Source organism: Nostoc sp. (assembly GCF_036917615.1).
In the GTDB taxonomy this organism is placed as follows: domain Bacteria; phylum Cyanobacteriota; class Cyanobacteriia; order Cyanobacteriales; family Nostocaceae; genus Nostoc.
On record NZ_JBALCZ010000079.1, the window covers coordinates 54,350 to 73,139 of the forward strand.

The following is an 18,790-nucleotide window of genomic DNA, read 5'->3' on the forward strand; positions in this document are numbered from 1 at the left end:
GCTTGAATGATGGAACTAGATAATTTGTTCGGTTAACACAGTTTATCTGGCAACGAGATTGTTAATATCTTTTCTCATTGCTTCGTCTGTGGGGCAGCAAGGCTAGGATTAGATTTATTGGGTAAACTTGCTCTCTTTGAAAATCGGTGGGATGAAATCATACAGTGTAAAGTTTCATCCAACAAATCCGTAGCATGTCGAACCTGCGGATTTTGAGACAGCAGCGAATTGCTATAGGAACCCAAAGCAGTTTGATGAAAAAAGGGATTTGCAATGGTAAACATAACTTTCTCAATCCAAGATTGATATAGATTGGATTCAAGTATTTACTATTGGTATACCGTCTGGACGGTTTATAAAATAATAATACCGTCCAGACGGTACAGTGTCAACTAGGTAGTTTAAGATTTTGGTTGACATCCTCCCCAGCCTTTTAGGCTGGGGAGGATGTTTGACTCTTTTTGTTTACCAGACAAGGCTTTTTGAGAGCGCCTCAGCTTTTGCGTAATCGCTTAAAGTGTCTGGGATGAGAGATTTTTCCCCGTCACTTGTAGCTGGAGTTTACTCCAGTTAATGAATTGCGTGCAGATATTTCTGAGAAATTCGTCAGCACGATTTTTACCCTCAAGTTCGGCATTGTAATAAATAACTTGAGGATTGTTTGTCTACATATTTGGCGAGGATGGCACTTTTACCGCTACCGGGTACGCCGATGATGGTGAAGTAACCCTGGTTATGGCGGTGAAGAAAGTTGTTAATAGCCGTGAGGACAAATTCACGACCGACAAAGTTGTGGCTTTTTTCTTGAAGGATTTCCTCAAACTCCGTGGAATGTCCTCTGAGATGATTGGTAATGGGTGGTCTAGGTGGTGAATTCATGATTTTGAAGAATAATTAAAAGATAAGGCAACAGTGGAGGTGGTGATGTCTGTACAATTGCTAAGACGGAAATTCACAGTTGAGCAATATCACAAAATGGTTGAGTCGGGGATTCTCAAAGAGGATGACCGAGTGGAATTGATTCGGGGAGAGATTATTGAAATGTCGCCTATTGGGACAAAACACGCTGCTTGTGTAAATCGACTTGTTAATTTGTTGGTGCAGCTGTTGGGTAAACGCGTTATACTTGCTGCTCAAAATCCGGTTGCGTTGAACAATAACTCAGAACCTCAGCCAGATGTGGGATTACTTAAACCCCGTGATGATTTCTATGCTACTGCACACCCCCAACCCCAGGATATTTTTTCACTAATTGAAGTATCTGATTCGACTGTGATGTATGACCGGGAAGAGAAAATTCCTTTATATGCACAAGCAAACATTATTGAAGTTTGGTTAGTAGATATTAACGAGCAAATTGTCGAAGTTTATCAACAGCCAACAGCCGCAGGATATCAGCTGATGCAAAAGTTCACTAGCGGTCAAACTTTATCAATTCAAGCCTTCCCTGATGTTAATATTACTGTCAACGAAATCTTTGGCAGATGAAATTATTTCTCCCCTTATCCCTCTGTCATGTTCTCAGAGGATGTCTGAAAAGTAAGAAAGCCCACGTAACGGTATCCTGTCATTAGAAAAAATACTTAAGTATGACAGCGTTACGAGAGCCATGAGTCCATCGTACCCAAGTAACTTGACTTCGGAGCAGTGGAAACTGCTATCAGGGCTAATTCCAGCATCGAAAAAAGGCGGTAGAAAACGCAGTGTTGACATGGAAGCAGTAGTGAATGCAATCTTTTACATCTTGTGTGCAGGTTGTGCGTGGCGTATGCTCCCCCACGATTTCCCAAACTGGAAAACCGTTTACCATTATTTCCGGCAGTGGCGCAAAGACGGCACATGGCAACAAATTCATGAACGCTTACGTTTATGGGTACGTGTTAGCCAAAACCGAGAAGCATCACCGTCTGAAGTAATTATGGACAGTCAATCGGTCGAAACGGCAACAATGGTGTCCAAGGAAGTCGGCTATGACTCAGGGAAAAAGATCAAGGGACGTAAGCGGCACATACTTATTGATACCTTGGGCTTGCTTATAGTTGTCGTAATCACTGCTGCAAATGTAAGTGAACAAGCTGGCGCGAAACAAGTTTTATTTAAACTTAATCAAGTACGCGTAGGCGCAGCCCGCCGTAGGCATCGCATGAATCGGTTGATTAAAATTTGGGTTGATGGGGGATATCGTGGAAAGGATTTTACGCACTGGGTCATTGATGTTTATCGCTGGCTCTGGAGTGTTGTGACACGCCATGAGGAACAAAAAGGTTTTGTAGTTTTACCTAAACGTTGGCTTGTTGAGAGAACTTTTGGTTGGTTTAATTGGTGCCGACGATTAAGTAAAGATTATGAAATCTTACCTGAGACGACAGAAACATTCATTTATATTGCCATGATTCGTTTAATGCTCAAGCAACTTGCGTGATCCAAATCACCTATCAGAAACTTCTCAGACATCCTCTAAGAGACATCACTCACTCATACCTAAAATAAAATGAAACATGGTGCGTAGGCATAGCCCGTCGTAGACATCGCATAGCCATTTTCAGTACCAAATCCCAAACTTGAGCTTTTAAACCGCAAGTTTCACCCTCAGAGGCTCAACATTCACCCTCAAAGGCTCAACATTCACCCTCAAAGGCTCAACATTCGACCTCAAAGGCTCAACTGCGGCAATAGTTTCTCGTTTGTATGCAATACACTTTGACCTCTCTCCAAACCTCTCTCCTAAAAGGAGAGAGGCTTTGAATCTTACCCCCCTTCCCTTGTAGGGAAGGGGCTGGGGGTTAAGTCTGTATTGAACTCAACCGAGAAGCGCTATATTAACATCTTGCAACCATATCAACAAGTAGAAACCCCATAGATGCTTGCACACTAAAGATAGTCATCTATGGTATAGAAATGTATAGAATCTTGTAAAGATATAAAATATAGTTGTTAAATGCACACATTTCTAGCTTCTTCCTCAATGCAGGTGTCTATACCACCAAATCACTTTCAGCCAATGAAGATTGTCGCACTGGGGGACAGCTTAATTTATGGATTCGGCGACCCAGAAAAAGGAGGCTGGATAGAGCAACTACGGCGATGGTGGATGTTGCCGGATAGTGCCGGTCATGTTCTTTATAATTTAGGGGTAAGAGGCGATCGCACGCAACAAGTAGCACAAAGGCTAGAAGTTGAATTTCGCCACCGGGGTGAACTGCGAAATCGTGTTCCCGACTTGATTATTTTATCCGTAGGCGTGAATGATTCAGCCCGGTTGGCGCGTCCCAATGGCCGAAGTTACACAGATTTTACCTTATTTGAAAAGGAAATTGCTTCTCTGTTAGATTTAGCACAGCAACTATGTCCTGTATTATTTGTGGGCATGGTGCCAGTGGATGAAGCCAAGATGCCATTCTTAGATTGTTTTTACTATAATCATGGCGACCAGTACCGCTACAAAGAAGCAACTCGAATTGCTTGCACGAAACGGCAGATTCCCTATTTGGACATTTTTGAGCAATGGATGGAACGCGCTGAAAGTTGGCGGCTTAAACGCTTGAGTGAAGATGGTCTTCATCCCAATACATTAGGTTATCAAGCTTTGTTAGAAGATGTGATCAATTGGGATGCGATTGCAACTTACCATTCTAAATTTGATTACCACCTTAAGCCATCGTAATCAAATAAATATGTTGATGCTTTCGAGCTAACCTAATATTCTCGTATCTCCCATCCTTGCAAAAAGCACTACAATAGTGCTGAATTTTTAAATCTATCTTTTACCTATTTTTTATTCAGTACTCCTATGACACCAACCTTATTTGGTCGTTGGCAAACTCGATTATTCTTACTTGCAACGGTGGGCGTACTTGTGTCTTTGCCCTTTGCAATTGGTTTGATTGGTTCTAGTGCTAACTCGGTTTATTTTTGGATACTTGGTTATGTCGCCGTCTTTGGCTTAGGTTGGGATGTGCTTTATAACTATCTTCAAAAATCCCGCTGGGACAGGGATTGGCCCGCAGCTTATCAACTCTTAGCTGGTATCTGGGAATTAGTATTTGTGTTCTGTGGAGTAAAACTGTTTGGCTTTTTACCAATACCTTTACCTAAAGAAGAACTCTCGTTAGCAGTTTTTTTATTGCACTATAGCATCGTGTGGCTAGCAGTTTTTCTTAGTTCACAAAGCCTGATGCGAATTATCTTCCTCCGTTGGCGTTTCCGGGGTGGAGAGTGGTTGTAATATCGTGTCCACTTAAAGACTTATCATTAAGACCGCATAAAAGGGCAAAGGGTCTATGGTGCAATAGGCTTGGTCTTAGTAATATTTTGCCCCGGAAGATCCCCCCAACCCCCCAATAAATTGGGGGGTTTATTAATTCCCTCCTTTTTAAGGAGTATTAGGGAGGATCATCTTATGCCAATACATTGGCTTCTAAAAATTAACTCATATCTGGCGGTTTAAGTATAGATGCAATATGTTGTATTGACGTACAGTTGTGTGCGTTTCTAAGAACAACATGGCAGTGCATTACTTTGAAAACCAAAGTAATGCACTGCCTGCTGTATCTCATCAAATTAAAAACAGCTATCTTATGTTGACAAAATTGGCACTTGTGCTGATGTAGTAGTCATCTATGAGAAAAACAGAACAAGCTTTGGAGTTTGGAGAGATTCTTCAATGCAGAGACGCAAATTAAGGAAATGCAATGTCAAATTTTGATCTAGTTATTCAGCTATTTCTGCAACTTACAGTTATTTTAGCCACTTGTCGCATTGTCACGATTTTAGGAAGCCGCTATCTTGGTCAAACCGATGTTGTTTGCGAAATGATCGCAGGTGTAATGCTGGGGCCATCGCTTTTGGGATTGATTGCACCGCATTTTCAGCAATGGTTGTTTCCTAAGCTTCCTATGATTACTTCTTTAGGAGACAAGATACCCAACCCATCATTACTTAGCAATTGGGTAAAATTTTCTGCTTTGACTCTGGATATAACTGCTAATTTCTTTGTGGTGGCGCTTAAACGCCACTACAAACTGACTACCTATTAGCTAATTTTCTGGATATCAGTAATTCGGAAGTTCTTCTAGATTGAGCTACTAAAATCATTAGAATTTATGTTTCACTGCTGCAACTGCATCGTCACAAAAATTGACATGACAACGAAGCACAAATTACCCTTGCGTGTATAATACGCAATGGTTAAGGCTAAAACTCTTTGTCAAAGTCAATTGTTTGAACGACCTGCATTCAGGTAGCGGACGCACCAGAAGAACGCATAGACATGAAGTGGCTTCCCGCAGGGTAGGACACAAAGAGAAATAAATACTTAACTGAATTGTATTGGGGTGTATCTAACAAGCTTGACATTTTCCAGCCTTTTAAAGAATCATCTTAGAGAAACCAGATAGTTACTTTTGAGGAAACCATGCACATAGTTATTCTTGTTCTGGTTGAGGTGCTGATTGTTATTGGACTTTCACGGCTAGTAGGGCTAGGATTCCGTTCCATTAAGCAACCGCTGGTAATTGGTGAGATTGTCGCCGGGATTATGCTCGGTCCATCTTTATTTGGTTTAGTTGCTCCCGATCTAGCAGTTACCTTGTTTCCACCAGAAACTATTCCTTTTCTAAATGTTTTGTCTCAGGTGGGACTAATATTTTTCATGTTTCTGATTGGGCTGGAACTAAATCCAAAATACCTCAGCGGACAATTAGAAGTAGCTGTTTTAACTTCTCATGTAAGCATTTTAGTACCATTTTCCTTAGGAACATTGCTAGCGGTGATCCTTTATCCCCTAGTTTCCAACGCAAGTGTATCTTTCACCGCCTTCACCTTGTTTTTAGGGGCGGCGATGTCGATTACTGCCTTTCCAGTGTTGGCGCGAATCATTACTGAAAAGAATCTACAAGGAACGCGTTTAGGAACGTTGGCGTTAACTTGTGCCGCAGTGGATGATGTAACAGCTTGGTGTCTCTTGGCAGTAGCGATCGCTGTAGCTAGAACTGGCAACTTTGCTGGTGCGATACCGACAATTATCGCCAGCATAGTCTACATCGGCTTGATGTTGACGGCGGGACGTTGGTTCCTCAAACGCCTTGCCAAACATTACCTCCGTGTGGGACGCCTCAGCCAATTGCTGCTAGCTGGGATTTATATGGGCGTAGTTGCGTCGGCATTGATCACTGAACTAATTGGTATTCACTTAATTTTTGGGGCATTCTTACTGGGAGCAGCCATGCCCAAAAATGAAGATTTAGTGCGGGAATTGGCAGTAAAAACCGAAGATTTTGTATTGATATTTTTGCTGCCAATATTTTTTGCCTACAGTGGTTTAAAGACGCAGATTGGCTTGCTCAACCGTCTAGAATTGTGGCTTTTGTGTGCGTTGGTTCTAGGAGTGGCGATCTCAGGCAAATATGTTGGCACTTATGTAGCGGCCCGTGTAAGTGGCATTAGTAAACGGGAAGCCTCGGCACTCGGTTGGTTAATGAATACTCGCGGCTTGACCGAACTGATAGTGCTAAACATTGGTCTAGAGTTAGGGGTAATTTCCCCCTTAATATTTACCATGCTGGTAATTATGGCATTGGTAACTACATTTATGACATCGCCACTGCTGGAATGGACATATCCGAAAAAGCTGATCAGGTTAGATGTCATGAAGCCAGAGTTGGAAGCAGAAACAGGTATAGACACCTATGCTGTCAGTGAAACTTCCCCTCGTCCTTACCGAATTTTGGTGCCAGTGGCTAATCCAAGTACGCAAAAAGGTTTAGTACAGTTGGCAGTAGCGTTAGCACAGCCCACCGTAGGTATCGCTCTCAATTACCGATATCCTGCTGTTGTTAACCCCCTCAGCCTGATTGAATTTCAAGAAGACTATGCCTTTGAAAGTACCCCAGTTGAAGCAGACCGATTAATCGCCCAGCGCCGCCACCAACTAGAAGAATTGATTAATACTCTCGAACCGCCAGAAACTCGTTCTTGTGTGCATCCTATCGTTCGCATATCCAGCAATGTTGCCCGCGAAACAGCACAGATTGCCACATTAGAACAAGTTGATTTAATTGTTGTAGGCTGGCATCGACCAGCTTTTAGTAGTAATCGTTTAGGTGGACGAGTCGGACAAATGCTTACGACTGCACCAGTGGATGTAGCAGTGTTTATAGATAAAGGCAAAGAGCGATTAGAAAGTTTATTGGTACCTTATTCTGCCAATATCCATGATGATTTAGCACTAATACTAGCTCTGAGATTACTAATCAATCGTGAGACTTGTATGTTGCAGATATTGCAGATAGTAGCAAATAATACTAAAGAAGAATTGAGTTATGAACTGCACACGATGATGGAGCAATTGCCCACCAGTGTACGCGATCGCATTGAAATCAAAATTATCGAAGCCGCAGAACCAATCCAAGCCGTAATTCAAGCCTCAGAAGGTGTTGACCTAACTATTGCTGGCACTAGCCGCGCTTGGGGTATCGAGCGTCAAACCTTGGGAAGATATACAGATCAACTAGCTATCCAATGTCGTTCCTCCCTGCTGATTACCCGCCGCTACAGTCAAGTTACCGCTCACCTTGCCTCTATGCTTCCTGAGGTTAGTAGTCAAGAGCCAACATTGAGGAGTTGAAATTATGAATCATTTTAAGTTCAAATCTTTGGTTTTTTACGGAGTAGCAATAATTTCAGTACTACTGTTGTTTAAAACTGTAAGTGTTTATGGGGAAAACAATCTCAAGGCTCCTCCTCCAGTTAACGGCCGCTATCGTCTAACCCTGGCTGAGAATTTGCCGAACTGTGAAAAATCGGATACTCTGACGTTAAACATTCAGCAGTCGGGTATTTACTTAAATGCCTCTGTATTACCGGCAAACGCTAACACCGATACTGACGAAAAGCACTCTCTGGCAGGCATCTTCAGAAATCAACAGTTAAATTTATCTGGGAAAGTTGGTAGATCAATCCTTTGTAATATTCCTCGCCCCCAAAATGATCCCTTGAATTTAGTCACAATTCAAATGCAACTTGTGGATAAAGGTAATATCACAGGTGAATTAACCGTAAATGGCATTCCCCAAACTCTGAGATTTACCGCGGTGCCCCAAAAAGCTGAGGAAAAATCTCGGAAGTTATGAATTGGGGAGTGGGGAGTGGGGATTTAAAGCGCGAAATAAACAGCAATGTGAGCGCATTGTATGGGTTTTATGGAGCAGATAAAAAGAATGGATCAGGGACTAAAGACTAGGCAATTTTGCCAATGGCGTAAACAGCTATTTAGCATCAGTCTATTCGGCTTTTGTGCAGCGATCGCCCTCGAAACTTGCACTACTGCTGCTACACCAGTGGCAAAGCTAGATAACTGGCGTTTTTCCCCAAAGAAACAGCAACTCGAAATCACCCTCTCAGCAGGCACAACCCCCCGTTATTTCTACCTAGCCCAGCCCTCTCGTCTTGTTGTAGATTTACCGAATACTAAGTTGGGCAAAGTTAGCACGCAACAAAATTATTCTGGAGCAATCAAAAGCATTCGCGTTTCTCAACTCAATGATCACGACACACGCATTGTCCTAGATTTAGCACCAGGGACTGTTTTAAATCCCAAACAGGTACAACTGCAACCCGTTTCCCGAAAAAACTCCACTCGCTGGGTATTACGTCCGGTTATTTCTGGTAAAACTACTGCCGTGAAACCAGGAAATTCCCCACCTTCACCCAAGAAACAACCTCAAACACCGTATAAGTACTCACAGCCGCCTAGTAACGTACCCGTAACTACTACTAATTCACAACCACCCTTACTCACAGTTCCGCCTCCATCCAATGAACTGCCCTCAACAATTACTACTAACTCAGGGCAGCCTTTTGTCACTGTACCTCCCCTAACTCCTAATACATCCTCTCAACAACCTGCTTTGATTTTTCCCCCTCCTTCTTTCCCAAATCAACCTGGTAACTTGAATAGCGTTCCTCCTCTTGGGATGTCGGAATTTCCAATTCCAACAGTTCCCAATGTTCCCAATCCCCAAGTGATCGAGTTTGGTCAACCCCTTCCAAAAACTAGATAGGGATTAGGGAAGAAGAGTTTTCCCCAATGTCCTGTTTGGCCCATTCCCAAATCTAAAATCTGTCAGTTTCCTGAGGTGTTCCAACTGCTCCTGGTTGAGCCGTGAAGAAGTTTTGAGCAGCTTCATTCTGATATATGCATCTAATATCAGGTTTGTCACTGTCCAAGTTACCTGTAAAGCCAAAGGTGTTCAGGCGATTTTTGCACTCATTTACCTGATCAGATGTCACCAGCTTACGTTGCTCCAAAAGCGCCCAGTTATTTTGTCGGATCACACATCCTGGACGCATACTGGGCTGGGCAACATAAACATTGAAAGGGTTGAGAGTGACGAACAGTCTAGCATCCATCACCATCGCGCTGGCTCCGTACTGCACACAAATTTCAGGGTTTGGTGCTTTGGTATCAATGAATTCACGGGAAGCCACATTTGATGGGGCCAACGTGGTTGTAGAACTAAAAGCAATGCCAATCCCAATTCCCAAAATCAACACCCCTCCCATAATTGCGATGGTGAAGAGGTTAAACATAGGGGATTGGAAAATAGAGGGTTTAGAAGTAGTAACCGATTTACCAGTGGGTTTACGTCTCATTGTTGCTTAATCACCTTCACGCCGATTTGGCAGGGAGTGGTCTAAAGTTTTCTCCCTCTTTTCAGTATGCCTATTCTTGACTGTAATTGCCTGTGACTTTCTGGACGATATTCTTGATTAAAGGAGAAAAATAGAAACTTATGTGAATAACTTAGTGGGCGTAAATAATTAAAGGTTGGTAGTGAGTTAGCGCGGTCTTCTGCCAACGCGAAGGAGCGTCTCCAAGAGTTGGGGAGACGATGCAGCGCATAGCGCAGCCTCTTCTCCACCTTGGGCTGCGCCAACGAGTCCGCGTCCCTTGCGCGTTTGATAGAGAGCGTCTGGAGGTTTACCCCATGAGCGACTAACGCTGCCAAGGAGCGTTAGCGAGTCTTATCTACGACACGCTGTTCGCGTTTGAGCGTCACTCGAAGCGTAAGCGGTTCTAGCATTGAAAAGAGGGCTAGAGCCGCTTACTACAAGCTAATAATCAATTTTCCATTGCTTAAAATAGTTGAATTTATTCTTGTTGGCTTATCGACTTAATATATCTGGACAGAATTTCAACCTTATCGCTTGTTGTTTCTATCTGGAAAAATTGGTAATTCTTTTGATTGAACTAAGACTTGATTGCTCAGAGTTTACAGTCAATACCTTGGCAGTGCGTAGGCGCAGCCCGCCGTAGGCATCGCATTGTGGACAACGAACTAAAATTTCTTCCTCAAAATCAGCCAGCCTTTTACCATAGTCTCTAAATCCTAACCATTCCAGATACCCACTTATACCGTTTCTGCAACAAATTCCAGAACCTATGCTGATCCGCCCCGCCATAACAGCTGATTTACCCGCAGTTTTAGCAATGGTTACCAAAATTTGTGCTTTGCATGAATCTTTGGATTCCGCCAAGCATGGTTTTCTACCGCATCCAGAACAGCGTTATGAACAATGGTTGACGCGTTTGGCAAATAGTGAGCGCAGCGTATTTCTGGTACTGGTATCTGAAAACCAAGGGCAACTTGTAGCTTTTCTAGTAGCAGCAATTGAGCGAGAAATACCAATTTACCGTTTACAGGAATTTGCTTTTATTCATGATATCTGGGTTGAGCCAGAATATCGCCAAAACGGAATTGCGCGGCAGATGGTGATGCTAAGTGTTGAACGCTTTCATCAGATGGGCATCAAGCAAATTCGTCTAGATACAGCAGTTGCTAACGAGGCTTCACGGCGGTTATTTGCATCTTGTGGTTTTCAACTCAGCATTATTGAAATGCTCAGAGAGTTATGAGTTAAAAGTTAGGAGTTAGGAGTTAAAAATTTAAAACTCCTAACTCCTCACTCCTGACTTTTATAAGTGTTAGCTAGCTAACAAAGTTTTTTCTAGAGAAGTCCAACGGAAGGCGCGATCGCCACCTCTCTCAATAATTACTCTTACTCGTGGTTCTAGCTGAGGCAAATTCGTTAAATACTCAAGTTCCTCATTGGAAAGAATATGCCCTTCAATAATCCACAACACTAGCCCCTTTGACTTTGGTGGTAGCTGTTCTAGATGATAATTGAGAATTGGTGGCAAATAGTACACCTGACCTACTGCTGCACCGCTACCAGTGCTTTTTTTACCAAGATGAGGAGGTCTGACTCCATGAATTCTTGTGAGATACGCAGCTACATCCCCTAGTCCTTTAGCAGTAATGTGGAGCGTGGTATAGCCAGCTGCGCGTAGTCGGCGCTGATATCGACCTTCATAACCCCCTTCCAGAGGTATATACACTCCAAGAGCGCCAAATTTTTCCAGATCGCGAATTAAACCGTTGCCAGTGGTAATTAGTGCCATAGATTTTCGTCTTATCCCACTTAGATATCTCTATTATTTACCCTGAACCGATAGATTAAAAGCATTTTTTTGGGCATGGGGCATGGGCCCAACAGGGCATTGGTTATTAATTCTTTTTCCCCTACTCCCCAAAAATAGCTCTATAAAGTACTGGACAAATATAAATAAATAATTTATATTATTAGATTGTGACCAAAGACGCAAATTAGGCTGCCTTCTTACTGTCATTCTGAGGTAGTGTTAGCATCAAAAACTGATGATTTAATCCAAATGGGATAATCTAACTCAGATTGATCATAGACTGGTAAACTAAGAAAGCTTTTAGGTCAAGATTGGAGTTTACGGACGAACAAGCAAAGTTAATCCTAAGCTCCAGAGTACATTTACTCCTGTGCCTCTGAAAAAGCAGGCAAAATCTTAAACAATAGTTTAAGGTGTTTAGGGAAGTAAAAACTGAGCAGCAGTGTTGGTTTCATGGCATTACGTCAGTCTCAGTTAACGGATACTGGGCGGTAAAAACCGCTTAAGTCCAACTGCAACACGGCAGTAGCCAACCTCAGGGAAGCCGCCCTTCGGGCGTATATAAATCGGAAAACCCGCCGACAGCGCTGCCTCCAGAAAGTGCCAGAGCAATTGCTTGGACGAAAGCATTGCTGCACACAGCTTAAAGCTGTAGCGCCTTGCATTGATTCCAGAAGTTACTCCTTCCCAATCGGAAGAGACTTGTGGCTGTTCTGGTGATCTAGTGAGTGAAGCTAAACAGATTCACCAAGCAGTACGGACACGGTTTGTTGTGTCCGAAAGCATTTGGAGCGGTTTATTTAAACAATTCCAAGTTTCGCAGGCTAATCCAGCCTAAACTGATGCGTACAAAACGTGTCCTCTAGAGTCCAATTCCAAGGTCAGCAAGTAGAAAGGAGAACCAGTTACTGTGTCTGTAGGTATTCTCGGCACCAAGCTGGGCATGACCCAAATATTTGACGAAGCAGGAGTAGCCATTCCTGTGACTGTCATTCAAGCAGGGCCATGCACCGTTACACAAGTTAAAACCAAACAAACCGACGGTTATTTTGCCATTCAAGTTGGTTATGGCGAAGTCAAACCAAAGGCACTGAACAGACCACTACTGGGTCATTTGGCTAAATCATCTGCTCCAGCATTGCGTCACCTAAATGAGTATCACACCGATAGTTCTGGTGATTATGCTTTAGGTCAACAGATTAAAGCAGATATTTTTAGTGCAGGTCAAATTGTCGATGTAATTGGCACAAGCATCGGTCGCGGCTTTGCGGGTAACCAGAAGCGCAACAACTTTGGTCGAGGACCCATGTCACACGGTTCCAAAAACCACAGAGCGCCCGGTTCTATTGGTGCTGGTACAACACCAGGTCGTGTCTATCCAGGTAAGCGGATGGCAGGGCGTTTAGGTGGAAAACGTATCACAATCCGCAAACTGACCATAGTGCGAGTTGACCCAGAACGCAACTTATTGCTAATTAAGGGAGCCATTCCTGGTAAACCGGGCGCTCTAGTAAGTGTTGTGCCTGCAAAAGTAGTGGGATAGTCAAAAGTCATTAGTCATTAGTCATTAGTCATTAGTCATTAGTCAATTGGTTAAAGGACAAAGGACAAATGACACAGGACAAATGACACAGGACAAATGGCAAAAGACAAATGACAAAGGACAGATAACAAAGATGGTTGAAAGCGTAGTTAAAAATTGGCAAGGAGAACAGGTCTGCGAGACGACCTTCGAGTTGCGCGTTGCCAAGGAAGAAACAGCGTCTCATATCGTGCACCGCGCCTTAGTACGGCAATTGACCAATGCTCGTCAAGGAAATGCCAGTACAAAAACTCGTGCTGAAGTCAGAGGCGGTGGGCGTAAACCTTGGCGACAAAAAGGTACTGGTCGCGCTCGTGCAGGGTCTATTCGTTCACCACTGTGGCGTGGTGGTGGTGTGATCTTTGGGCCAAAGCCCAGAGACTTCAACCTCAAGTTGAACCGCAAAGAGCGACGTTTAGCACTGCGGACAGCATTTGTTAGCCGCATTGAGGATTTGATCGTAGTAGAAGAATTTAGCACCGAGTTATCTCGCCCGAAGACTAAAGAATTAGTGGCAGCGCTTGTCCGTTGGGGAGTGGTACCAGAAAGTAAGTCACTGTTAATTTTGTCTGAGATTGCGGATACAGATAACGTTTATTTGTCAGCCCGCAACATTGAAAATTTAAAACTAATTGCAGCCGACCAGCTAAATGTTTTTGATTTACTGCACGCTGACAAGATTGTAGTTACGGCATCAGCCCTAGAAAAAATTCAGGAGGTCTACAGTGCCTAGCTTTGACCCCCGCGACCTTGCCGACTTAGTGCGTCGCCCAATTGTCACCGAGAAGGCGACTATCTTGATGGAGCAAAATAAGTACACCTTTGAAGTAATTCCAAAGGCATCTAAGCCAGAAATCAAGGCTGCGATCGAAGACTTGTTTCAGGTCAAGGTTGTAAAAGTAAACACCATCCTACCACCGCGTAAAAAGCGGCGCGTTGGTAAATTTATTGGTTATAAACCCCAATATAAGCGAGCCATTATCACCGTCGCACCTGGGGATGAAGACAAGATTAGACAAGTTCTATTCCCAGAAGTCTAGGAATTTTAGATTTTAGATTGAGGAGTTTACTGAATCAGCACCAAAGATGGTCGCAATTAGTTAAACACTCATTAAATCCAAAATCCCAAATCCAAAATTAAGTAAATCCCAAATCCGTCTTTGAAAGTTCCGAGACGCTCTCTACGAGACGCCAAGGGTGAACGCGGACTCGCTACCGCTACCCTAACGCCAGAAATCGGCGCTCAGACTTTCCGCAAAATCTCAAAATCCAAAATAGATTATGGGTACTCGTTCTTATCGCCCTTATACCCCCAGCACTCGCCAAGTTACAGTCTCTGACTTTGCGGAAATTACAAAAACCGAGCCAGAGAAATCCCTAACAACCTCGAAGCATCGCGCCAAAGGTCGGAATAATCACGGGCGGATTACTAGTCGTCGCCGGGGTGGCGGACACAAACAGCTTTACCGGATCATCGATTTTAAAAGGGATAAACATAATATTCCTGCCAAAGTCGCAGCGATTGAATACGATCCTAACCGGAATGCCCGAATTGCCCTTTTGTATTACCAAGACGGCGAAAAACGGTACATCCTCCACCCCAACGGGTTGAAAGTTGGAACAATAGTCATTGCTGGGCCTGAGGCTCCCTTTGAAGATGGTAATGCCTTACCGCTCTCGAAAATTCCCTTGGGTACTAGTGTTCACAATGTAGAATTGACTCCTGGTAAAGGTGGTCAAATTGTCCGGGCTGCTGGTGCTAGCGCTCAAGTCGTAGCAAAAGAAGGTAATTATGTAACTCTCAAGTTGCCTTCAGGAGAAGTCCGCTTGATTCGACGCGAGTCCTACGCCACCATTGGGCAAGTAGGCAACACTGATGCTAGAAACCTGAGTGCAGGTAAAGCCGGACGAAATCGCTGGAAAGGTCGCCGTCCTAAGGTTAGAGGTAGCGTCATGAACCCCGTTGATCACCCACACGGCGGTGGTGAAGGTAGGGCACCTATCGGTAGATCTGGGCCTGTAACACCTTGGGGTAAACCCACATTGGGTGCAAAGACACGCAATCGTAAGAAACTCAGCAGCAAATTGATTATACGTCGTCGCCGTAAGTCTTCTAAACGGGGTCGCGGTGGTCGTGAATCATAGAATTTTAGATTTTGGATTTTAGATTTTAGATTGGGGTCTACTTAATTAAGATTCTAAAATTTTCCACCCCAGTGAGATACCTAATCATCCAAAATCCAAAATTCTAAATCCAAAATCCAAAATCCAAAATCCAAAATTAAATTATGGGTCGTTCTCTAAAAAAAGGTCCTTTCGTTGCGGATCATCTCCTAAAGAAAATTGAAAAGCTTAACGACAACAACAGAAAAGAAGTTATTAAAACTTGGTCACGAGCTTCGACAATTTTGCCCCTAATGGTAGGTCATACCATAGCTGTTCACAACGGACGCCAACACGTTCCAGTTTTTGTAAATGAACAGATGGTGGGACACAAGTTGGGTGAATTTGCCCCGACACGCACCTACAGAGGTCATGGAAAAAGTGACAAAAAAGCAGGTAGGTAGTTATTAGTCGTGAAGTCATTAGTCATTAGCTAAAGACAAGTGACAAATGATCAATGACAAATGACAAAATTGGAGAAAATTATGGTTAATGATACTACTGAAGTAAAGGCGATCGCTCGTTTTATCCGCATATCGGCCTACAAAGTGCGTCGTGTACTCGATCAAATCCGGGGGCGATCATACCGAGAAGCGCTAATTATTCTGGAATTCATGCCCTATCGCGCCACTGAACCCATATTGAAGGTTCTCAGAAGCGCTGCTGCCAATGCCGAACACAACGCTGGGTTAGATCGGACTCAACTAGTGATTACTCAGGCATACGCCGATCAAGGGCCGCCGTTGAAGCGGTTCCAGCCAAGGGCGCAAGGTCGAGCTTACCAAATTCGCAAGCCAACGTGTCATATTACTGTGGCTGTTGCAGCTGCCCCAGAAAAATAAGCACGCTTACACGAATAAATTGCGTAAAGTCAGAAATTTTAGAGGAAGCATTCGTGGGACAGAAGATTCATCCAGTTGGTTTTCGCCTGGGTATTACACATGAACATCAATCCCGTTGGTTTGCTGTTCCTGATCGCTATCCAGAACTTCTACAAGAAGACCACAAACTCCGTCAATACATAGAACAAAAGCTGGGTAGACTCGCTCAAAACAACGCCGGAATTTCCGAGGTGCGGATTGAGCGCAAAGCTGACCAAATTGACTTAGAAGTACGCACAGCTAGACCGGGCGTAGTAGTGGGTCGTGGTGGGCAAGGCATCGAATCCTTGCGTACTGGACTACAAGGGCTGTTGGGTAGTAATCGCCAAATTCGGATTAACGTAGTTGAAGTCCAACGAGTTGATGCTGATGCCTACCTAATTGCCGAATACATTGCTCAACAATTGGAACGCCGGGTTTCGTTTCGGCGGGTAGTGCGACAATCGATTCAGCGTGCTCAACGCGCTGGTGTCCAAGGTATTAAAATCCAAGTCAGCGGTCGGCTCAACGGTGCGGAAATTGCCCGGACAGAGTGGACTCGTGAAGGTAGAGTACCTTTACATACCTTACGGGCTGACATTGACTACTCTTATTGCACGGCAAAAACTGTTTACGGCATTTTGGGTATCAAAGTATGGGTGTTTAAGGGAGAAATTATTCCTGGACAGGAAGAAACTCCATTACCACCTGCAAGCCGTGATCGTGAACGCGATCCCCGCGATCGCGAACGTGAACCCCGTCGCCGTCAACAACAACGTCGTCGCCAGCAATTTGAAGACCGTTCAAATGAAGGATAAATCGTCAATAGTCATTAATCATTAGTCATTAGTAAATGGCACATGACAGATGACAAATGACGCCACGTGCTTCACTTGGGGAGACCCCTTAGCGCTAGCCTCTCCCTTTGGGAGAAGACCGCAGTGGCTCACAAATGACAAATGACAAGTGAAAAACCATGTTAAGTCCTAGAAGAACTAAATTCCGCAAACAACAGCGCGGACGGATGGAGGGACTAGCCACCCGTGGCAGCACCCTCAACTTTGGTGATTTTGCACTCCAAGCGCAAGAACCTGCTTGGATTACCTCCCGGCAAATCGAGGCTTCTCGTCGGGCAATGACCCGTTATATTCGTCGGGGTGGACAAATCTGGATTCGGATTTTCCCTGATAAACCTGTAACCATGCGTCCAGCTGAAACCCGGATGGGTTCTGGTAAAGGTTCGCCAGAGTATTGGGTAGCTGTAGTCAAGCCAGGGCGAATTTTGTTTGAAATCGCTGGGGTTACTGAAGAAATCGCCCGTGAAGCTATGCGTTTGGCTTCATTTAAGCTGCCCATAAAAACCAAGTTTATTGTGCGCTCTCAACCACAGGAGCAGGAGTAGGTTATGCCTCTTCCCAAGATTTCAGAAGCTAGAGAATTAAGTGACGATAAACTCTCTGAGGAAATTGTCGCTATCAAAAGACAACTATTTCAGTTGCGCTTGCAAAAAGCCACCAGACAACTAGAAAAGCCCCACCAGTTCAGACAGATCCGCCACCGCCTAGCTCAATTGCTGACGGTAGAAACCGAACGCAAACGGGCAGCAATTCAATCGGCTAAAGAAGAAAAGTAGGAGATTATGGCAGTCAAAGAACGAGTTGGCTTGGTAGTGAGCGATAAAATGCAAAAAACTGTGGTAGTTGCTATAGAAAACCGCGCCCCTCACCCCAAGTACGGCAAGATTGTAGTTAACACTCAACGATATAAAGTTCACGACGAAGAAAATAAGTGTAAAGTAGGCGATCGCGTTCGCATTCAGGAAACTAGACCCCTGAGTAAAACCAAGCGCTGGAAAATCACAGAAGTTATGAACGTCAAACCTACTTAAACCTCATCGTTGTTAGAAACTAACAACATTACAAGGGAGAATAATTGTGATTCAACCCCAGACTTACCTGAATGTCGCAGATAATAGCGGTGCCCGTAAACTAATGTGCATCCGCATCTTAGGTGGAGGCAACCGCCGTTATGGTTTCATTGGTGATAAAATTATCGCCGTTGTCAAAGATGCTACACCCAACATGGCTGTAAAAAAGTCTGATGTCGTGGAAGCAGTAATTGTCCGCACTCGTAAAGCCGTAAGTCGTGACAGCGGCATGAGTATTCGCTTTGATGATAACGCTGCTGTGATCATCAATAAAGACGGAAACCCAAGAGGCACACGGGTTTTTGGCCCAGTTGCCCGGGAACTGCGTGATAAAAACTTTACCAAAATTGTTTCTCTGGCTCCGGAGGTGCTTTAATGGCAACCAAACAGGGTACGGCCAAAGTATTCCACAAAATGCACGTCAAAACTGGCGACACCGTACAAGTGATTGCTGGCAAAGACAAAGGAAAAGTTGGTGAAATTATCCAGGCACTTCCCCAACTGAGTAAAGTTATCGTCAAAGGTGTCAACATTAAAACCAAGCACGTCAAACCCCAGCAAGAAGGAGAATCAGGGCGGATTCTCACCCAGGAATTCCCGATTCATAGCTCCAACGTGATGCTTTATTCCACCAAGCAAAACGTTGCCAGTCGTGTTTGTTATACCTTTACCTCAGAAGGCAAAAAAGTCAGAAAACTCAAGAAAACTGGCGAACTTCTTGATAAATAAGAATTAGCCAACTTGAGATTTTAGATTTTAAATTTAATCCCAAATCC

25 protein-coding genes are annotated in these 18,790 nt (G+C 43.9%); 21 read left to right on the forward strand and 4 right to left on the reverse strand.

Annotation, left to right across the window (positions count from 1 at the left end):
• Positions 1-624: 624 nt before the first annotated feature.
• Positions 625-879, reverse strand: a complete 255-nt coding sequence (locus V7K85_RS28995) for an ATP-binding protein (RefSeq protein ID WP_334818987.1) — start codon at positions 877-879, stop codon at positions 625-627.
• Between the two features lie 45 nt (positions 880-924).
• Here V7K85_RS28995 and V7K85_RS29000 point away from each other — a divergent pair, with 45 nt between their 5' ends.
• The 8 genes from V7K85_RS29000 (at position 925) to V7K85_RS29035 (ending at position 9,059) form a co-directional block, all read left to right on the forward strand.
• Positions 925-1,488 (forward strand): Uma2 family endonuclease, encoded by a 564-nt coding sequence (locus V7K85_RS29000; RefSeq protein ID WP_334818989.1) that lies wholly within the window; start codon positions 925-927, stop codon positions 1,486-1,488.
• 121 nt (positions 1,489-1,609) lie between these two features.
• On the forward strand, positions 1,610-2,422 hold the full coding sequence (locus tag V7K85_RS29005) for an IS5 family transposase (RefSeq protein WP_334818991.1): 813 nt from the start codon (positions 1,610-1,612) through the stop codon (positions 2,420-2,422).
• 516 nt (positions 2,423-2,938) lie between these two features.
• Positions 2,939-3,664 carry a GDSL-type esterase/lipase family protein gene (locus V7K85_RS29010; RefSeq protein WP_334818993.1) on the forward strand — a complete coding sequence of 242 codons (726 nt, stop codon included), beginning with the start codon at positions 2,939-2,941 and terminating at the stop codon, positions 3,662-3,664.
• Between the two features lie 126 nt (positions 3,665-3,790).
• Complete coding sequence (locus tag V7K85_RS29015) at positions 3,791-4,225, forward strand: hypothetical protein (protein ID WP_334818995.1); 435 nt, start codon at positions 3,791-3,793, stop codon at positions 4,223-4,225.
• A gap of 466 nt (positions 4,226-4,691) precedes the next feature.
• Positions 4,692-5,036 carry a hypothetical protein gene (locus V7K85_RS29020; protein WP_334818997.1) on the forward strand — a complete coding sequence of 115 codons (345 nt, stop codon included), beginning with the start codon at positions 4,692-4,694 and terminating at the stop codon, positions 5,034-5,036.
• A 377-nt stretch (positions 5,037-5,413) separates the two neighbouring features.
• Complete coding sequence (locus V7K85_RS29025) at positions 5,414-7,624, forward strand: cation:proton antiporter (protein ID WP_334818999.1); 2,211 nt, start codon at positions 5,414-5,416, stop codon at positions 7,622-7,624.
• A gap of 4 nt (positions 7,625-7,628) precedes the next feature.
• Positions 7,629-8,129 carry a hypothetical protein gene (locus V7K85_RS29030; protein ID WP_334819001.1) on the forward strand — a complete coding sequence of 167 codons (501 nt, stop codon included), beginning with the start codon at positions 7,629-7,631 and terminating at the stop codon, positions 8,127-8,129.
• Positions 8,130-8,216: 87 nt separating this feature from the next.
• Positions 8,217-9,059 carry an AMIN domain-containing protein gene (locus V7K85_RS29035; RefSeq protein WP_334819002.1) on the forward strand — a complete coding sequence of 281 codons (843 nt, stop codon included), beginning with the start codon at positions 8,217-8,219 and terminating at the stop codon, positions 9,057-9,059.
• A gap of 52 nt (positions 9,060-9,111) precedes the next feature.
• Here V7K85_RS29035 and V7K85_RS29040 read toward each other — a convergent pair whose 3' ends face one another.
• Together V7K85_RS29040 and V7K85_RS29045 are read right to left on the reverse strand one after the other, a co-directional pair.
• Positions 9,112-9,651: a DUF3172 domain-containing protein gene (locus V7K85_RS29040; protein ID WP_334819003.1), complete on the reverse strand. Its 540-nt coding sequence runs from the start codon at positions 9,649-9,651 to the stop codon at positions 9,112-9,114.
• Positions 9,652-10,215: 564 nt separating this feature from the next.
• A complete protein-coding gene (locus tag V7K85_RS29045; RefSeq protein ID WP_334819005.1) occupies positions 10,216-10,500 on the reverse strand; it encodes a hypothetical protein in 285 nt (94 codons plus the stop codon).
• Here V7K85_RS29045 and V7K85_RS29050 point away from each other — a divergent pair.
• Complete coding sequence (locus V7K85_RS29050; RefSeq protein ID WP_334819007.1) at positions 10,490-10,915, forward strand: GNAT family N-acetyltransferase; 426 nt, start codon at positions 10,490-10,492, stop codon at positions 10,913-10,915. The two genes, V7K85_RS29045 and V7K85_RS29050, sit on opposite strands and share 11 nt — an antisense overlap.
• Positions 10,916-10,984: 69 nt before the next feature.
• Here V7K85_RS29050 and V7K85_RS29055 read toward each other — a convergent pair whose 3' ends face one another.
• Positions 10,985-11,461, reverse strand: coding sequence for an NAD(P)H-quinone oxidoreductase subunit N (locus V7K85_RS29055; RefSeq protein ID WP_334819009.1), 477 nt, complete (start codon positions 11,459-11,461; stop codon positions 10,985-10,987).
• 931 nt (positions 11,462-12,392) lie between these two features.
• Between V7K85_RS29055 and rplC the strand changes: the two genes are divergently transcribed.
• The 12 genes from rplC (at position 12,393) to rplX (ending at position 18,743) form a co-directional block, all read left to right on the forward strand.
• A complete protein-coding gene (rplC, locus tag V7K85_RS29060) occupies positions 12,393-13,025 on the forward strand; it encodes a 50S ribosomal protein L3 (RefSeq protein WP_334819011.1) in 633 nt (210 codons plus the stop codon).
• A gap of 133 nt (positions 13,026-13,158) precedes the next feature.
• Positions 13,159-13,797, forward strand: a complete 639-nt coding sequence (gene rplD / locus V7K85_RS29065) for a 50S ribosomal protein L4 (RefSeq protein ID WP_334819049.1) — start codon at positions 13,159-13,161, stop codon at positions 13,795-13,797.
• Positions 13,790-14,104, forward strand: coding sequence for a 50S ribosomal protein L23 (locus V7K85_RS29070; protein WP_179068331.1), 315 nt, complete (start codon positions 13,790-13,792; stop codon positions 14,102-14,104). Before rplD ends, V7K85_RS29070 begins: the two co-directional genes overlap by 8 nt.
• A gap of 241 nt (positions 14,105-14,345) precedes the next feature.
• Positions 14,346-15,209 carry a 50S ribosomal protein L2 gene (gene rplB / locus V7K85_RS29075; protein ID WP_334819013.1) on the forward strand — a complete coding sequence of 288 codons (864 nt, stop codon included), beginning with the start codon at positions 14,346-14,348 and terminating at the stop codon, positions 15,207-15,209.
• Between the two features lie 143 nt (positions 15,210-15,352).
• Complete coding sequence (gene rpsS / locus V7K85_RS29080) at positions 15,353-15,631, forward strand: 30S ribosomal protein S19 (RefSeq protein WP_012410721.1); 279 nt, start codon at positions 15,353-15,355, stop codon at positions 15,629-15,631.
• Positions 15,632-15,712: 81 nt separating this feature from the next.
• The gene (gene rplV, locus V7K85_RS29085; protein ID WP_334819015.1) at positions 15,713-16,069 is read left to right on the forward strand and encodes a 50S ribosomal protein L22; all 357 of its coding nucleotides are present in this window, start codon (positions 15,713-15,715) and stop codon (positions 16,067-16,069) included.
• Between the two features lie 53 nt (positions 16,070-16,122).
• Positions 16,123-16,905, forward strand: a complete 783-nt coding sequence (rpsC, locus tag V7K85_RS29090; protein ID WP_298905700.1) for a 30S ribosomal protein S3 — start codon at positions 16,123-16,125, stop codon at positions 16,903-16,905.
• Positions 16,906-17,063: 158 nt separating this feature from the next.
• Positions 17,064-17,489 carry a 50S ribosomal protein L16 gene (rplP, locus tag V7K85_RS29095; protein ID WP_334819017.1) on the forward strand — a complete coding sequence of 142 codons (426 nt, stop codon included), beginning with the start codon at positions 17,064-17,066 and terminating at the stop codon, positions 17,487-17,489.
• A gap of 3 nt (positions 17,490-17,492) precedes the next feature.
• Positions 17,493-17,720, forward strand: a complete 228-nt coding sequence (rpmC, locus tag V7K85_RS29100; RefSeq protein ID WP_334690015.1) for a 50S ribosomal protein L29 — start codon at positions 17,493-17,495, stop codon at positions 17,718-17,720.
• A gap of 6 nt (positions 17,721-17,726) precedes the next feature.
• Complete coding sequence (rpsQ, locus tag V7K85_RS29105; protein WP_334819019.1) at positions 17,727-17,975, forward strand: 30S ribosomal protein S17; 249 nt, start codon at positions 17,727-17,729, stop codon at positions 17,973-17,975.
• A 46-nt stretch (positions 17,976-18,021) separates the two neighbouring features.
• Positions 18,022-18,390 (forward strand): 50S ribosomal protein L14, encoded by a 369-nt coding sequence (gene rplN / locus V7K85_RS29110; protein ID WP_069070772.1) that lies wholly within the window; start codon positions 18,022-18,024, stop codon positions 18,388-18,390.
• On the forward strand, positions 18,390-18,743 hold the full coding sequence (gene rplX, locus V7K85_RS29115; protein WP_334819021.1) for a 50S ribosomal protein L24: 354 nt from the start codon (positions 18,390-18,392) through the stop codon (positions 18,741-18,743). The genes rplN and rplX overlap by 1 nt, the downstream gene beginning before the upstream one ends.
• Positions 18,744-18,790: the final 47 nt, after the last annotated feature.

Bases quoted from the DNA above. Each gene is read 5' to 3' on its own strand.
- V7K85_RS28995 (WP_334818987.1), bottom strand. From the start codon at position 879: ATGAATTCACCACCTAGACCACCCATTACCAATCATCTCAGAGGACAT.
- V7K85_RS29000 (WP_334818989.1), top strand. From the start codon at position 925: ATGTCTGTACAATTGCTAAGACGGAAATTCACAGTTGAGCAATATCAC.
- V7K85_RS29005 (WP_334818991.1), top strand. From the start codon at position 1,610: ATGAGTCCATCGTACCCAAGTAACTTGACTTCGGAGCAGTGGAAACTG.
- V7K85_RS29010 (WP_334818993.1), top strand. From the start codon at position 2,939: ATGCACACATTTCTAGCTTCTTCCTCAATGCAGGTGTCTATACCACCA.
- V7K85_RS29015 (WP_334818995.1), top strand. From the start codon at position 3,791: ATGACACCAACCTTATTTGGTCGTTGGCAAACTCGATTATTCTTACTT.
- V7K85_RS29020 (WP_334818997.1), top strand. From the start codon at position 4,692: ATGTCAAATTTTGATCTAGTTATTCAGCTATTTCTGCAACTTACAGTT.
- V7K85_RS29025 (WP_334818999.1), top strand. From the start codon at position 5,414: ATGCACATAGTTATTCTTGTTCTGGTTGAGGTGCTGATTGTTATTGGA.
- V7K85_RS29030 (WP_334819001.1), top strand. From the start codon at position 7,629: ATGAATCATTTTAAGTTCAAATCTTTGGTTTTTTACGGAGTAGCAATA.
- V7K85_RS29035 (WP_334819002.1), top strand. From the start codon at position 8,217: ATGGATCAGGGACTAAAGACTAGGCAATTTTGCCAATGGCGTAAACAG.
- V7K85_RS29040 (WP_334819003.1), bottom strand. From the start codon at position 9,651: ATGAGACGTAAACCCACTGGTAAATCGGTTACTACTTCTAAACCCTCT.
- V7K85_RS29050 (WP_334819007.1), top strand. From the start codon at position 10,490: ATGGTTACCAAAATTTGTGCTTTGCATGAATCTTTGGATTCCGCCAAG.
- V7K85_RS29055 (WP_334819009.1), bottom strand. From the start codon at position 11,461: ATGGCACTAATTACCACTGGCAACGGTTTAATTCGCGATCTGGAAAAA.
- rplD (WP_334819049.1), top strand. From the start codon at position 13,159: ATGGTTGAAAGCGTAGTTAAAAATTGGCAAGGAGAACAGGTCTGCGAG.
- rplB (WP_334819013.1), top strand. From the start codon at position 14,346: ATGGGTACTCGTTCTTATCGCCCTTATACCCCCAGCACTCGCCAAGTT.
- rpsS (WP_012410721.1), top strand. From the start codon at position 15,353: ATGGGTCGTTCTCTAAAAAAAGGTCCTTTCGTTGCGGATCATCTCCTA.
- rplV (WP_334819015.1), top strand. From the start codon at position 15,713: ATGGTTAATGATACTACTGAAGTAAAGGCGATCGCTCGTTTTATCCGC.
- rplP (WP_334819017.1), top strand. From the start codon at position 17,064: ATGTTAAGTCCTAGAAGAACTAAATTCCGCAAACAACAGCGCGGACGG.
- rpmC (WP_334690015.1), top strand. From the start codon at position 17,493: ATGCCTCTTCCCAAGATTTCAGAAGCTAGAGAATTAAGTGACGATAAA.
- rpsQ (WP_334819019.1), top strand. From the start codon at position 17,727: ATGGCAGTCAAAGAACGAGTTGGCTTGGTAGTGAGCGATAAAATGCAA.
- rplX (WP_334819021.1), top strand. From the start codon at position 18,390: ATGGCAACCAAACAGGGTACGGCCAAAGTATTCCACAAAATGCACGTC.